This is a genomic window from Mesorhizobium sp. M0815 (assembly GCF_040319995.1).
Classification (GTDB): Bacteria; Pseudomonadota; Alphaproteobacteria; order Rhizobiales; family Rhizobiaceae; genus Mesorhizobium.
The window spans coordinates 271052-283943 of record NZ_JAMYOU010000002.1; the positions used below are offsets into that span (position 1 = coordinate 271052).

Sequence of the window (12892 nt, forward strand, 5' to 3'; positions counted from 1 at the left end):
CCGGTCAGGCGCGCGGCGCGCTTTAAGTCGGATCTTCGCGGTCCAGGTCGTGGATGGCGACGCCCTCGACATTGGTCGGCAGTGTCAGCCATTGGCGATGGCGCAGCGTCCGCTGCGTGTCTTTCAGCCCCATCTCCCAATGCTCGCGCATCGAGGTGCCCGAGAATTCGTAATCCTTGGCGTGCCCCTCATAGCCTTTGTGCTGGTAGATCAGGTGGACGATGTTGACCACGCCGGCATCCGAATAGTCCGCGATCAATTCCTGCTCCCCTTCTTTCAGTAACTCGACGGGGACGCGCTTCAGCGCATCGAGCAGCTTCATCTTCAACGCATGGATGCGCTGGAAGTTGTCGGTATTCTGGCGCGTGCGGCTTGAATACATGATGTCCTTGTGCCGTGACAAAACATCGGCCATGCCGCGCGGCAAGGCGCCGCGGGCGCTGAGCAAATCGACCTGGAACACCAGCGAACTGCGGTCCTCTTCCTGGTCGAGCAAATATTGCAGCGGCGTGTTGGAGACGATGCCGCCGTCCCAATAATACTCACCCTCGATGCGGATCGACGGGAAGGCCGGCGGCAGCGCGCCGCTTGCCATGATGTGCTCCGGTCCGATGCGCACCTTCTCGGTGTCGAAATAGACGAAATTGCCCGTCCTGACATTGACCGCGCCGACGCTGAGCCGCTTCTTGCCGTCATTGAGCACGTCGAAATCGATCAGGCTCTCCAGCGTCTCTTTAAGCTCGGCGGTGTCGTAAAAGCTGGTAGCGCCCTCGGCGCCCGACTGCTCGAACCACGGATTGGGATGGCGCGGCTTGAAAAAGCCGGGCTGGCCCATCGTCATCGTCATCCACGAACTGGTGCGGTTGCGGATGTCCCGGTAGATGTCGCCCTCGGGCGTATAGGCCCAGATCTTGCGGCCGGAAATGGTCTGCCAGAACTGCTCGAGCCGCTGCTGCCGGCGGCTCGGCTCGTTGCCGGCTATGATCGCTGCATTGATCGCGCCGATCGACACGCCGGAGAACCAGGTCGGCTCGCAGCCGGCATCGGCCAATGCCTGGTACACCCCGGCCTTGTTAGGCGCCCAGCGCACCGCCGCCCTGGAACACCAGCGCGACGCGGTCGTATTGCGCCGAGATTTCCTCGATGGTGGCGGCCTTCTTGGTGTTGCGTTCAAGCACGACTGAATGCCTCCAGATTTGGACTGACTGACCGCTCGCGTCCGGCGAGATAGTCGTAAACCACTTCGCCAAGGCCGAGCGTCAGGTCGGCGATGAAGTGAACCGCCGAGACGATCTCGAGCACTGGCAACCGCGCCACGTCGGCCATGACATGGGGCCTGAGATCGAGCGCCGCCGGCGCTGTCCAGGCCTCCTTCAACGTCACGTCGGTGAGGTGATAGCGTACCAACTCGCAAATGCGCGGCGTGCCGTCGACATGCGGGATGATCTTGATCAGGAAATTGGGCGCCGCGAGCGAGGCGAGAATCTGGCCGTGATCGGCCGGCCTGTGCTTGTAGCCCATCGTGCCGGTGGCGCACAGAACGCTGCCGTAATGCAAGGTGCCGACAACCACTTCGCCCTCATGCACGATCTTCGGGCTGGCAAGCTTCTTGGGAAAGCCCCAGAGCTCGCGTCCGCCGGCGATCGGTGCATCGTCGTCGAGAAACATCGAGTGGACATAGGTGCCATGCTGGCCGTGGAAGCGGACCGGGATGACCTGCCCGGTCTCGGTATAATCGCCGAAGCCGGTCGAATCCGGCATGCGGATGAACTCGTATTTGACCAGCGGCTCGTCGATTTCCAGCGGCGCCGGCACGACGGCCTCGAGGGCTTCGCGCGTCGTACGATAGGTGATGATGACGTATTCGCGGTCGAAGAAACGGTAGGGCCCGGGCGGGAAGGACGGGTTGGTGAGCGGCATCGCATAGGCGCGCTTCACGACATCGGCGATTTCCAAGCTGCTCCCCCATGTACTGCAGGAATGACCGCGCGATTGCGCACCGGTTATGTTGCACGCACCATGACAACGCCGTGTCAGCCTGCCGCCAGCACCTGAAGGCCGTTGGACTGCCACAGCGCTGTAATCGCGCCGACACACGGCGATGGCATGGTCATGCTGCGACGCACACCAAGCATCGCCGTTCCCTCCTACCTTTCGCGAGATCATCATGGGTTTCCTGTCGTCCAAGAACGCCCTCGTCACCGGCTCGACCAGCGGCATCGGTCTGGCGATTGCCCGCGCCCTTGCCGCCGAAGGCGCCAACATCACCATCAACGGTCTCGGCGATGCGGCCGCCATCGAACAGGAGCGCGCCGGCATCGAAGCCGATTTCGGCGTCCAGTGCCGCTACTCCAGCGCCAACATGATGGACGGCGCGGCGGTGGCTGCCATGGTCCGCGAGGCCGAGGAAGCCTTCGGCAGCCTCGACATCCTGGTCAACAATGCCGGCATCCAGCATGTCGCGCCGATCGAGGAATTTCCCGACCAAAAATGGGAAGCCATCATCCGCATCAATTTGCTTGCGGCCTTCTATGCCATCAAGGCGGCGCTGCCCGGCATGAAGGCGCGCAAATGGGGCCGCATCATCAACACCGCGTCGGCACATGCGCTGGTCGCCTCGCCCTTCAAGTCCGCCTATGTGGCGGCCAAGCACGGCATATCTGGCCTGACAAAGACAGTGGCGCTGGAGACAGCGCAAGCCGGCATCACCGTCAATGCGATCGCACCTGGTTATGTCTGGACGCCGCTGGTCGAAAAGCAGATCCCCGACACGATGAAGGCACGCGGCATGACCGAGGAACAGGTCAAGCACGACGTGCTGCTCGCTGCCCAGCCGACCAAGGAATTCGTCACCGTCGAGGAGCTTGCGGCATTGGCGCTGTTCCTGTGCTCGGATGCGGCCAAGCAGATTACCGGCACGACCTTGCCGATGGATGGCGGCTGGACGGCGCAGTAGGCACTCTGGAGAGAGCCGACCTACAAAGTACGCTGCAATGCTTTGAACCTGCGTCTCCGCGCTTCCGAAAATCGGTTCCGATTTTCGGGCCGATGCGCTAGAGCCTTTCGGGATTGAACCGTGCCTTAACCCGGAAAGGCTCCTACCGCTGCCCATGCCCCACCTTCCCGAGCATCTTCTCGCCGGCTACCGCAGTTTCATGGGTGGCCGCTATCTCACCGAAAGCGGCCGTTATCGCTCGCTGGCGCGGGAGGGCCAGGCACCGGAAACGATGATCGTCGCCTGTTGCGATTCCCGCGCCGCGCCCGAAGCGATCTTCGATGCCGGGCCCGGCGAACTGTTCGTGCTGCGCAATGTCGGCAATCTGGTGCCGCCCTATGCGCCCGACGATCAGTTCCACTCGACATCGGCGGCGCTCGAATTTGCCGTGCAGAACCTCAAGGTCAAGAACATCGTGGTGATGGGCCACGGCCGCTGCGGCGGCATCCGCGCGGCACTCGACAGCACGGCCGCACCGTTGTCGCCGGGCGATTTCATCGGCAAATGGATGAGCCTGATCGCGCCGGCGGCCGAGACCGTATCGTCCAGCACCTTCATGACCGCGACCGAGCGCCAGACCGCGCTGGAGCGCATCTCGATCCGCTATTCCATAGCCAATCTGCGCACCTTCCCTTGTGTTTCGATCCTCGAAGGCAAAGGGCGGCTGTCGCTGCATGGCGCCTGGTTCGATATTTCGACCGGCGAGCTTTGGGTGATGAACAAGGACACCGGCGATTTCGAGCGGCCGGAGACGGAGTAGGAGACGAGGCATGGTGCGAGCTCGGTTCGTGTTCGCGGCGGCAGCACTGCTGTGCTCGGCAAATGTCGCCAGCGCCGACGATAGCGCGATCATCGACCGCTGGTATTCGGCACTGCTGGTCGCCGACCGCACCGAATTGTCGGACCTGCTTGCCGACAACGTCCGCATCAAGCTCGACGACCTCGGCGTCGTGCAAAGCAAGCAGGAATTCATCGCCTCGATCGCCGAGTGGCAAGGTGCCGTCGCCGGGGCCGAAATCCGCCACCGGATTGAGAAATCCGAGGGCGGCGTCACCACTGTGATCGCCTGCTATGATTTTCCCAGCAACGACATGCTGATGCAGGAGACCTTTGCGGTCGCCAACGACCAGATCACCGCTAGCTCGCAAGCCGCGATCGCCGAAAACTGCGACGGCTACTGACGGGCTTTTTCGCCCGCGACTTTTTGGTGACGGTCGCTGGAATTGCCCGCGTTATCACGTCTAAAAAGTGCACTGTTGTCGTAATTCCCGTAATTCCACCCGATATCGAAGTCCCTAAAACGATATAGACGACACGATTGCTTTGGCAACGCCCAATTCTTTCAGACAATCCGTATCATTAGCCATCCCGACGTATGTCATGAATACAACATCATTCCCATTCGACAAATACCAGGCAGATGTCAATTGATCCCCGGTCTCTGACAATACGCCAACAGAGATTATACCGTCAGACTCGATGTTTGTGATATGTCCTACATCTATGGAATTATTGTGACAAAACTGAATCATAAATGTTCTCAGAACGTTAAAGTCTACGTTTGGTTTTTCTCCGCGACGATACTTCGCAATAGAGAATTGAATCGCGCCGCAGCCGTCCGTTTCTTTGGCTAAGGTAGGTGGCGATCCCTCAGGAAGATCGCTGGCTATGTCTACCCATCCAGCAGGCAGGTCGAAGGTGAGACCATAGAATTCTACTCTCATTAAGGTTCCTTTGGATCGGGTGTCAGGATACGAGTGGAAGCCTCAGTCGAAGGAAAATGCAGGTTACAAGATAATATCTTGGTGGGCATAAAATTCGGCTCGAACGATACTCACGGCACCATGTGGGCACGCTTCAGCGCTACCAGGCGCTGTTGCGTGGAGCCGGCCGGCGTCCTACATCGGTGACGATCCGCCTCCTCCCGCCATCCAGCGAAAGTTTGCCCATGCCGTCCGCCGTCGACCTCGCCGCCCATCCGCTGACTGAATGGCAAGGGCCGCTCGGCCTGCCCGATTTCACGCGCATCGGCGACGGCGATTTTTCTCCGGTCTTCGATGCTGCCCTGAAGGCCCATGAGGCCGAGATCGAGGCGATTGCCGGCAACACCGGGACGCCGACCATCGACAATACACTTGCCGCGCTCGAACTCGCCGGCGAGGCTCTCGACCATGTCTCGTCGATCTTCTGGTGCCGCGCTGGCGCCCACACCAACGAGGCAATCCAGGCGCTGGAGCGCGACATTTCGCCGAAGATGTCGCGGCATTTCTCGGCGATCTCGATGAACGAGCGCCTCTTTGCCCGCATCGACGATCTCTATCAACGCCGCGAGACTCTGAAGCTCGATGCCGAAACGCTGCGCGTACTGGAAAAGACCTGGAAAAACTTCGTCCGCTCCGGTGCCAAGCTCGACGCCGAAGGCAAGAAGCGGCTGGCGTCGATCAACGAGGAATTGTCGTCGCTCGGCACCAATTTCGGCCAGAACCTGCTTGCCGACGAGCGCGAGTGGGCGCTGTTCCTCGACGAGGCTGACCTTGCCGGCCTGCCGGAATTCCTGAAAAGCTCGATGGCGGAAGCCGCCGAGATGCGCGGCCAGAAGGGCCGCTACGCCGTCACCTTGTCGCGTTCGATCTACGAGCCGTTCTCGACCTTCTCAGAACGCCGAGACCTGCGCGAGACGGCGTTCCGCGCCTTCATCATGCGTGGCCAGAATGGCGGCGCCACCGACAACACGGACGTAGTGCGCGACATGCTGCGCCTGCGCGCCGAAAAGGCGAAGCTGCTCGGCTACGAATCATATGCCGCGTTGAAGCTCGACGACACAATGGCCAAGACGCCGGAGGCGGTGCATACGCTGCTCGACCCGGTTTGGAAAAAGGCATTGGAGAAGGCCGCCGCCGACCAGGCCGAATTGCAGCGGCTGGCGGCCGAGGCCGGCAGCAATGAAAAATTCGCCGCCTGGGACTGGCGCTTCTATCAGGAGAAGCTGCGCGCCGAGAAATTCGCTTTCGACGAGGCCGAACTGAAGCCGTATCTGCAGCTCGACCGCATCATCGACGCCTGTTTCGACGTGGCGACACGATTGTTCGGCATTTCTTTCGAGGAAAAGAAGGGCATTGCCACCTGGCATCCGGACGCACGTGTTTTCGTCGTGAAGAATGCCGACGGCAGCGAGCGCGGCCTTTTCCTCGCCGATTATTTCGCGCGACCCTCGAAACGCTCCGGCGCTTGGATGAGTGCACTCAAATCCGGCTATAAGCTTGGTCCTGGCTCGAAGCCGGTCATCTACAATATCATGAATTTCGCCAAGCCGCCGGCCGGCGAGGCCGCCTTGCTGTCGGTCGATGAAGCCAAGACGCTGTTCCACGAATTCGGTCATGCCCTGCACGGTATGCTGACCGACGTCACCTGGCCATCGGTCGCTGGCACCTCGGTCAGCCGCGATTTCGTCGAGCTGCCCTCGCAGCTCTACGAACACTGGCTGACGGTACCGGCGGTGCTGGAAAAACATGCGCTGCATGTCAAGACCGGCAAGCCGATGCCAAAGGCGCTGGTCGACAAGATGCTGGCGGCGCGCACCTTCGGCGCCGGCTTCGCCACGGTCGAGTTCACCGCCTCGGCCTTGGTCGACATGGCCTACCATGCGCGCCCGGAGGCGCCGCAAGAGCCGCTTCGTTTCGAAGCCGAAACGCTCGAAAGGCTCAATATGCCGGACACCATCGCGATGCGTCACCGCACTCCGCATTTCGGCCATATCTTTGCCGGCGATGGCTATTCGGCCGGCTATTATTCCTACATGTGGTCGGAAGTGCTCGACGCCGACGCCTTCGCCGCCTTCGAGGAAGCAGGCGATCCGTTCAACCCGGCGCTGGCCGAGCGGCTGCGCAAGAACATCTACGCCGCCGGCGGCTCGAAGGACCCCGAAGAACTCTACACCGCCTTCCGCGGCAAGATGCCTTCACCGGAAGCAATGATGGCCAAGCGCGGACTGGTCTAAGCCTTGCCCGGCCCTTCTCGGGCCGGCTCGGCCTCACCGGCCGCGGCTGTCTCGTTGAGGAAGCCGGCGATCCGCTCCGCCGTCTTGGTCGTGGCAAAGGAGAGCAATCGGCCGCGATGGACCACGGGCTCGCCGCTCTCATTGTCCCAGATATCGAACCGGCAGCTTGGGTTCGCTATGGCTTCGAAGCGGTCCTTCATATCGACAGCTCCGGTCATGGTGTCGCCACGGGTGCCAGAGATTGAGCGGTGCGCCCGACGGTACTCGCCCCTTGCTGCGCTTGCGTGAAGCAGACGCCGCGCTGCAGCATCGGCAGGATTGCCGCCGGCACGTCGGCAACAAGACATGCCGTCGACACGTGGCCGCTGAGAAACCCCGGCTCCTCGAGATGATCGAGCAGGTCGAGCCAGGGCGACCAGAAACCGAAGAAGTCGGCGACCCGGATCGGCTTGTCGTGCCGGTCGAGCTTGCGCCAGGTCATCACTTCGGCCAGTTCCTCGATGGTGCCGATTCCGCCCGGCAGCGCTACAAATGCATCCGCATAGTCGAACATCAGCCGCTTGCGCATGTGCATGTCCGGAACCGCTATGATTTGGGCGACGCCGCGCGGCATCCGCATCCGCTCCAGAAGGAAGTGCGGCGCAATCGCGATCACCTCGCCGCCGGCGTCTGCCGCCGCGGAAGCCACGGCGCCCATCAACCCTTCACCGCCGCCGCCATAGACGAGGCGGATGCCGGCACTGCCGATTTCGCGGCCCAGCGCCGCGGCCGCTTGCGCGAGGCGCCGGTCGTTGCCGGCGCGGGCGCCGCCGAACACGCAGACGGTGCCGATACGGGTCTGCGTCGGATAGAACAGCCCCTCCAGGGAAGGCGCATCGTCGTCATTGAAAATTCCGAACATGGCTCTGTCTCCATTTGGCTTCAGTTGAACGATGGTCCTGCGGGCGCGGCTCTAGTCGCCCTGCCCCGCCGCGGCGGAACGGGTTGGTGGGCTTTCGCCGGCGTCGGCAAACAGCAGAAGGTCGGCCCTCGCCCACAGCGCGTAGCAGGCGAGCAATGTCAGCGGCGCGGTGACAAGGGCGGGTGAGGCCCCCGACCACACTTCAGGCACGGCGGAGCCGGCCGAAAGGGCTGCCGCCAATGCCGCAGGCAGGCGGCTGGCCAACACTGCACTGCGGAACGGATCGGGCCACCTGGCCGGCCAGCCGGGCACAATCATGCCGGGCACGGCGCTGCCGAATTTTCCCAACGCATGCAGCAGTCCGGCAGTCGCAGCCAGCACCGGTTGGCCGAGCAGGAACAGCGCTACGCCGAGCCCGATCGCGCCGAGCCCCGACAGGAGATCGGCGCGCCGGTTAAGCGCCGGATCGGGGACATCGCGGCCAGCCCAGGCGCGGTGATAGACTTCGCCGCTGCAGAAGAAGATCGACGTCGCCAGCGTCAACGCCACGGCGCTGCCGCTGCCGGCAAAATAGTCGAACAGGGTGCCGGCACCCCATTCAGGGCCGGTGGTGAGCTGCATCGCCACGCCCATTGCCAGCCCCAGCGCGTTGCCAAGATTGTAGTAGCCGCCCGGACCGGAAATGCGCGCCCGGATGGCAGCCGCAAATCGCGACACCGCCCGGGCGGTCCGACTGGGGCCGGCAGATTTCGGTTTTAAGTCGATAATCGACGGCTCGAAGGAGAGGCGATCGACCAGCCCGGAGGCATCACGCCAGCTGGCCGGCGCGTCGTTCCAGATTGAAAGCGCGAAATGCCGGCCGAACGGCGCACGGTCGTTGTCGAATTGCATTGGATCCTCCTTTTCAGCTGCGGTGGCATTTGACGGCACGATGAGCGGGCGTTTGCTACGGGCGGTCATGGCGAGACGAGCCCCACGGCCATGACCAATGCGACGGTGGACAGGATGAGCCCGGAGATGAGATCGAAGATGCGCAGGCTGGCACGGCTGCGCAGCAGCGGCGCCACGAGGCCGCCGCCGAGCGCATAGCCGTAACAGCCGAGCGCCGACATCAGGATCAGCGTCACCATGAATTCGAGCTGCGTACCACTCGCAGCGAAAGACTGGCCGAACGCCGCCGGCACGACAGCCGCTCGACGTAGGTCAGCGGGTTCATCCCGACCACGCCCATGACGCGGGCTACGCAGGAGCGGCTGGTCTCGGCCTTGCCGGAGCGGTCCTCGGCCTCGCCGACGGCCAATGCTGCACGAAAGGATTTCACCGCAAACCAGGAGACCGCCGCCAGGCCAAGCCAGGAGAGCGCCGTTCCGAGTGAGGGATCGAGGCCGGCGATCGAGCTGCCGAGCATATAGGAGATGGCGATCAGGGCGACATAGGTCGCCCACACCAGGCTCGCCACGAACATCACCCGCCCGCGCAGCAAGCCTTCCCTGATCATCATCAGGTTGTTCGGCCCTATCGAGGCCACCGAGGCCATGCCGAGCGCAAGCCCAGCCTGGAATCCGCTCGCGTCGGCAAAGCTCATGGAGCTCCCTCCAGCGATGATATGACGGGATCGGCCGGATTCGCCGGCCCGGGCGAGGTGACGAGATAGAGGATGGTGCCGAGCATCATCATCGCGCCGAGAGCCCCCATGGGCGAGATCCGCTCACCGAGAAAAAGGGCGGCGCCAGTCGCGCCGAACAGGCTTTCGGCGCTGACGATCACCGCTGCGTGGCTGGCAGAGGTAAAGCGCTGGGCAACGGTCTGGATGCCGAAGCCGGCGGCAGTCGAGAACACGCCGAGCACAAGCAGTTGCGGCCAGGCATCGAGTGCCGTCGCGACCGACAAATTGCCATGCGAGAGGGCTAGCGGCAGGGTGACCGCCGCAGTGCCGAGGAACTGCGCCGCCATGGTGGCAAACGGGCGCCCATGGGTTTGCATGTGGCGGCCGAGCTCGACCGTCCACAATGCATAGCATGCGGCCGACAGCACCACCGTCGTGTCGTTGCCATTGAAGCCGGCGATGCCGCCAGACAATAGCAGCGCGCCGATCAGGGTCATGCCGGCGGCAAACCCGACCGTCGCGGTCAGCCGCTCCCCGACCAGAACCCACGCTGCAACCGGCGTCATCACGGTCGCGGTGCTGATCAGGAAGCTGGCATTGGTGACCGAGGTGCCGAGATAGGCAATCTGCTGCAGAACGATCGAAATGGCGAATAGCGCGCCGACCCTTGCCAAGCTGGCGCGAAAACCTTTGGTCTTCGCTACCCGGCTTTCTCCAATCATCAGCGGCAGCACCAGAAGTCCGGCGATCAGGCAGCGCATGCCGGCCGCGCTCAGCGGGTCGAGATATCCGAGCACAGTCTTCTGCGAGACATTGCCGAAACCCCACAAAGCGGCGGCAAGCAGGAGAAGCAGGTTGGCGTGAAGCTTCGACATCGGCTCTTCCCCCTAGAGCCGATTGCAGGCATGTGCCGATTCAAGCTGTTTGCGAGAGCCTGGCGGGCTTCGGCCGGCACGCCCTGAAGACGCGCTGGAACTGCGCTTGCAGGCTGCCGGTGGTGCTGTGTGCCGGCCGCGCTGAGAACCTTTGGAACCGCTCTGCGCGCTCGGTCCGGCGTCGCGGATTTTGTCTCGAAGTGCTGAAGTAGCCGCCATTTCAAACCCCCGCCGCCTGATCGATGGACACAGGCGAAGGGCCTGCGGCAATCGACTTTTATCGACGGGGTGAGGTTCCGATAACGTGGCTTACGGATGGCTTACGGGGCGTTTTTCGAGGTGGTCATGGTGCCGAAGCGACGCTCAGCGCAGCAAGGTTAGGGGGTCGTTCGGAAGGTTGGAGAAGGAGGCAACGCCCTCTGGCCTGCCGGACGAGCGACCTGAGAGGCTGATCTTTGCCGCCCGATGCCTAACGCGTTCGTAAACGCCGGTCGATGGCCGCAAGTCGCGAGCGGCCTTCTCTCGGCGTCGCGAAATCGCCCCTGCCCGAGTAAGCTTGCGCAAGCGGAACAACGCCCAAGGCCGCTGTCTTCGGCATGCAACCAGGCAAGGGGATTCGAAAAATCCGCTGGTGGAGCTGAGGAGGATCGAACTCCTGACCTCGTCATTGCGAACGACGCGCTCTCCCAGCTGAGCTACAGCCCCGTCCAGCGGATGGGGCTTTTATCGGCCGCTGAGGTTTCCTGTCAAGGCTGTGCGTGTCGCCGAATTCTCGCCTGCCGCTGGTCCGGCTTCGCCATGCGGCAGAGGCGGCTCTTGCCGCTTTCCCCTGCAGTGGCTACATGTCGGGCGTTCGCAAGGAGCAACCGATGATCGCAGTCTTTTACACGCTGCATGCCGCGATTAATATCTATTGGTATATTGTGATTGGCGCGGCTATCTTCTCTTGGCTTTACGCCTTCAACGTCGTCAATTCGCGTAACCAGCTTGTCGACTCGATCGGCAACATGCTCTATCGACTGACCGAGCCGGCATTGCGGCCGATCCGCCGCGTCCTCCCGGACCTTGGCGGCATCGATATCTCGCCGATCATCCTGTTGCTGGCGCTGACATTTATCAGCGTGTTCCTAGACACGACGGTTCAGCCGATGTTCGGTATCGGATCGATGTGAGTCACGGGACGAACCGTTTCTTTCGACCTCGCGCCGACGGCATCGACCTTTTCGTTCGGCTAACGCCGAAAGCGGCGATGGACAGGCTGGAGGGGATCGAAACATCGGCGGATGGGCGAAGCTATTTAAAAGCCCGCGTCCGCGCCGTGCCGGAAAACGGAGCCGCCAATCGAGCGCTGGAAAGGCTGGTCGGCAAAGCGCTTGGCGTGCCGGCATCGGGCGTCTCGATCGCCGCCGGCGGCACAGCTCGGCTGAAGACGCTGCGCGTGCTTGGCGATCCCGCGGCGCTGACCAAACGCATCGATACGCTGGGCTCGCCTGCGCCATGATCTCGGCTCGCTCACCTACCCCGCAGAAAAAAGGCCGGGCTGCGAAGCCCGGCCAGATGTGAAGGTCGAAAAACCTTCAGAGGGGAACGCGCCGGACGAATGGGAGGAAACATCCGACGCGGATTGCATATGGGTTGGCGTCGACGACGTTTCAATGAGGTCGGGGGAACCGCCCTTCGCGATCAGGCTTTTAAACATTTCGATTATCTGATCAGCAGCTCGACGAGGCCGATCCGTCCTATCGCGACCGATGCGGCAGGACACGCACCGCAACCCGACCGGAAAGCTCAATATGACCGCTACTCGAGTTCTATTCTTCGACGTTCTGGGAACCGTCGTTGACTGGCGCAACGGTATTGCAAGGGAGGCTGGCGCCTTCCTCGCGCGAAACGGTGCACAGCAGGTCGATCCCGGTGAATTCGCGGACGCATGGGCGTTGCGCTATGACGCCTCGACCGAGGCGGTGCGGACGGGGCACCGGCCTTTCGTTTCACTCGACGTGATCAACAAGGAGAATCTGGACGCCGCCTTCGTCCAGTTCGGGCTAATCCCATCCGCGCTGCCGGCCACCGAAGTTGAGGAACTCAATCTCGCCTGGCACCGGCTGGAGCCGTGGCCCGATTCGCTGAAAGGCCTTGCGAGGCTGAAGGAACGCTTCATCATCGCGCCCTTGTCGGGGGGCAATACCCGGCTGTTGCTGGACATGGCCAAGCGCGCCGGCCTGCCTTGGGACACCGTCCTTGGCTCGGACGTGTTCGGCACCTACAAGCCTGCGCCACAGGCTTATCTCCGCGCAGTGGATATCCTGGGGGTGCGACCTTCGGAGGCCGTGTTAGTCGCCGCGCATAACGACGACCTGGCTGCGGCACGAAGGTGCGGTATCGGAACCGCTTTTGTTGCTCGGCCGAAAGAGCATGGTCCGGCGCAGACGACCGATCTCTCGCCTCGTGAGAGCTGGGACTTTGTGGCCGACGACCTTGTCCATCTCGCCCAAGTTCTCCCGTAGGCCGAGGGCAA

General features: G+C 62.6%; 15 protein-coding genes, 1 tRNA gene and 1 pseudogene. 7 read left to right on the forward strand and 10 right to left on the reverse strand.

All coding sequences use genetic code 11. From position 1 onward, the window contains the following. Positions 1-22 precede the first annotated feature (22 nt). Together NKI01_RS03940 and NKI01_RS03945 are read right to left on the reverse strand one after the other, a co-directional pair. Positions 23-1178, reverse strand: a pseudogene (locus NKI01_RS03940) (patatin-like phospholipase family protein). Next, positions 1171-1956: an acetoacetate decarboxylase gene (locus NKI01_RS03945; protein ID WP_352917768.1), complete on the reverse strand. Its 786-nt coding sequence runs from the start codon at positions 1954-1956 to the stop codon at positions 1171-1173. Before NKI01_RS03945 ends, NKI01_RS03940 begins: the two are co-directional and overlap by 8 nt. Positions 1957-2167: 211 nt before the next feature. Here NKI01_RS03945 and NKI01_RS03950 point away from each other — a divergent pair, with 211 nt between their 5' ends. The 3 genes from NKI01_RS03950 to NKI01_RS03960 all read left to right on the forward strand — a co-directional run bounded on the left by NKI01_RS03950 (position 2168) and on the right by NKI01_RS03960 (position 4176). After that, positions 2168-2956: a 3-hydroxybutyrate dehydrogenase gene (locus tag NKI01_RS03950; protein ID WP_352917769.1), complete on the forward strand. Its 789-nt coding sequence runs from the start codon at positions 2168-2170 to the stop codon at positions 2954-2956. A gap of 154 nt (positions 2957-3110) precedes the next feature. After that, on the forward strand, positions 3111-3755 hold the full coding sequence (locus tag NKI01_RS03955) for a carbonic anhydrase (RefSeq protein ID WP_352917770.1): 645 nt from the start codon (positions 3111-3113) through the stop codon (positions 3753-3755). A 10-nt stretch (positions 3756-3765) separates the two neighbouring features. After that, positions 3766-4176: a nuclear transport factor 2 family protein gene (locus NKI01_RS03960; protein ID WP_352917771.1), complete on the forward strand. Its 411-nt coding sequence runs from the start codon at positions 3766-3768 to the stop codon at positions 4174-4176. A 114-nt stretch (positions 4177-4290) separates the two neighbouring features. On the opposite strand, the gene NKI01_RS03965 is transcribed toward NKI01_RS03960, so the two are convergent. Next, on the reverse strand, positions 4291-4719 hold the full coding sequence (locus NKI01_RS03965) for a hypothetical protein (RefSeq protein WP_352961938.1): 429 nt from the start codon (positions 4717-4719) through the stop codon (positions 4291-4293). A 218-nt stretch (positions 4720-4937) separates the two neighbouring features. Here NKI01_RS03965 and NKI01_RS03970 point away from each other — a divergent pair, with 218 nt between their 5' ends. Next, on the forward strand, positions 4938-6992 hold the full coding sequence (locus NKI01_RS03970; RefSeq protein WP_352962095.1) for a M3 family metallopeptidase: 2055 nt from the start codon (positions 4938-4940) through the stop codon (positions 6990-6992). On the opposite strand, the gene NKI01_RS03975 is transcribed toward NKI01_RS03970, so the two are convergent. The 7 genes from NKI01_RS03975 to NKI01_RS04005 all read right to left on the reverse strand — a co-directional run bounded on the left by NKI01_RS03975 (position 6989) and on the right by NKI01_RS04005 (position 11079). Further along, entirely contained in the window at positions 6989-7210 is a 222-nt protein-coding gene (locus tag NKI01_RS03975) for a hypothetical protein (protein WP_023721327.1), read from the reverse strand. The two genes, NKI01_RS03970 and NKI01_RS03975, sit on opposite strands and share 4 nt — an antisense overlap. After that, positions 7207-7893 carry an LOG family protein gene (locus NKI01_RS03980; protein ID WP_352961941.1) on the reverse strand — a complete coding sequence of 229 codons (687 nt, stop codon included), beginning with the start codon at positions 7891-7893 and terminating at the stop codon, positions 7207-7209. Before NKI01_RS03980 ends, NKI01_RS03975 begins: the two co-directional genes overlap by 4 nt. A 51-nt stretch (positions 7894-7944) precedes the next feature. Beyond that, the gene (locus NKI01_RS03985) at positions 7945-8784 is read right to left on the reverse strand and encodes a hypothetical protein (protein WP_352917773.1); all 840 of its coding nucleotides are present in this window, start codon (positions 8782-8784) and stop codon (positions 7945-7947) included. Between the two features lie 65 nt (positions 8785-8849). Beyond that, positions 8850-9023, reverse strand: coding sequence for a hypothetical protein (locus tag NKI01_RS03990; protein ID WP_352961944.1), 174 nt, complete (start codon positions 9021-9023; stop codon positions 8850-8852). Continuing rightward, a complete protein-coding gene (locus tag NKI01_RS03995; protein ID WP_352961947.1) occupies positions 9017-9478 on the reverse strand; it encodes a LysE family transporter in 462 nt (153 codons plus the stop codon). Before NKI01_RS03995 ends, NKI01_RS03990 begins: the two co-directional genes overlap by 7 nt. Then, positions 9475-10374 (reverse strand): DMT family transporter, encoded by a 900-nt coding sequence (locus NKI01_RS04000; protein WP_352494097.1) that lies wholly within the window; start codon positions 10372-10374, stop codon positions 9475-9477. The genes NKI01_RS03995 and NKI01_RS04000 overlap by 4 nt, the downstream gene beginning before the upstream one ends. Before the next feature lie 629 nt (positions 10375-11003). Then, a tRNA-Ala gene (locus NKI01_RS04005) sits at positions 11004-11079 on the reverse strand. Between the two features lie 164 nt (positions 11080-11243). Between NKI01_RS04005 and NKI01_RS04010 the strand changes: the two genes are divergently transcribed. The 3 genes from NKI01_RS04010 to NKI01_RS04020 all read left to right on the forward strand — a co-directional run bounded on the left by NKI01_RS04010 (position 11244) and on the right by NKI01_RS04020 (position 12881). Beyond that, on the forward strand, positions 11244-11546 hold the full coding sequence (locus NKI01_RS04010) for a YggT family protein (RefSeq protein WP_292657287.1): 303 nt from the start codon (positions 11244-11246) through the stop codon (positions 11544-11546). Beyond that, positions 11543-11875, forward strand: a complete 333-nt coding sequence (locus NKI01_RS04015; RefSeq protein ID WP_352917775.1) for a DUF167 family protein — start codon at positions 11543-11545, stop codon at positions 11873-11875. Before NKI01_RS04010 ends, NKI01_RS04015 begins: the two co-directional genes overlap by 4 nt. Before the next feature lie 250 nt (positions 11876-12125). Then, positions 12126-12881 (forward strand): haloacid dehalogenase type II, encoded by a 756-nt coding sequence (locus tag NKI01_RS04020; RefSeq protein ID WP_352917776.1) that lies wholly within the window; start codon positions 12126-12128, stop codon positions 12879-12881. Positions 12882-12892 lie beyond the last annotated feature (11 nt).

Excerpts from the sequence above, each read along its gene's own strand:
- NKI01_RS03950 (WP_352917769.1), top strand. The coding sequence starts at position 2,168 with ATGGGTTTCCTGTCGTCCAAGAACGCCCTCGTCACCGGCTCGACCAGC.
- NKI01_RS03955 (WP_352917770.1), top strand. The coding sequence starts at position 3,111 with ATGCCCCACCTTCCCGAGCATCTTCTCGCCGGCTACCGCAGTTTCATG.
- NKI01_RS03960 (WP_352917771.1), top strand. The coding sequence starts at position 3,766 with ATGGTGCGAGCTCGGTTCGTGTTCGCGGCGGCAGCACTGCTGTGCTCG.
- NKI01_RS03965 (WP_352961938.1), bottom strand. The coding sequence starts at position 4,719 with ATGAGAGTAGAATTCTATGGTCTCACCTTCGACCTGCCTGCTGGATGG.
- NKI01_RS03975 (WP_023721327.1), bottom strand. The coding sequence starts at position 7,210 with ATGACCGGAGCTGTCGATATGAAGGACCGCTTCGAAGCCATAGCGAAC.
- NKI01_RS03980 (WP_352961941.1), bottom strand. The coding sequence starts at position 7,893 with ATGTTCGGAATTTTCAATGACGACGATGCGCCTTCCCTGGAGGGGCTG.
- NKI01_RS03985 (WP_352917773.1), bottom strand. The coding sequence starts at position 8,784 with ATGCAATTCGACAACGACCGTGCGCCGTTCGGCCGGCATTTCGCGCTT.
- NKI01_RS03990 (WP_352961944.1), bottom strand. The coding sequence starts at position 9,023 with ATGGTGACGCTGATCCTGATGTCGGCGCTCGGCTGTTACGGCTATGCG.
- NKI01_RS03995 (WP_352961947.1), bottom strand. The coding sequence starts at position 9,478 with ATGAGCTTTGCCGACGCGAGCGGATTCCAGGCTGGGCTTGCGCTCGGC.
- NKI01_RS04000 (WP_352494097.1), bottom strand. The coding sequence starts at position 10,374 with ATGTCGAAGCTTCACGCCAACCTGCTTCTCCTGCTTGCCGCCGCTTTG.
- NKI01_RS04010 (WP_292657287.1), top strand. The coding sequence starts at position 11,244 with ATGATCGCAGTCTTTTACACGCTGCATGCCGCGATTAATATCTATTGG.
- NKI01_RS04020 (WP_352917776.1), top strand. The coding sequence starts at position 12,126 with ATGCGGCAGGACACGCACCGCAACCCGACCGGAAAGCTCAATATGACC.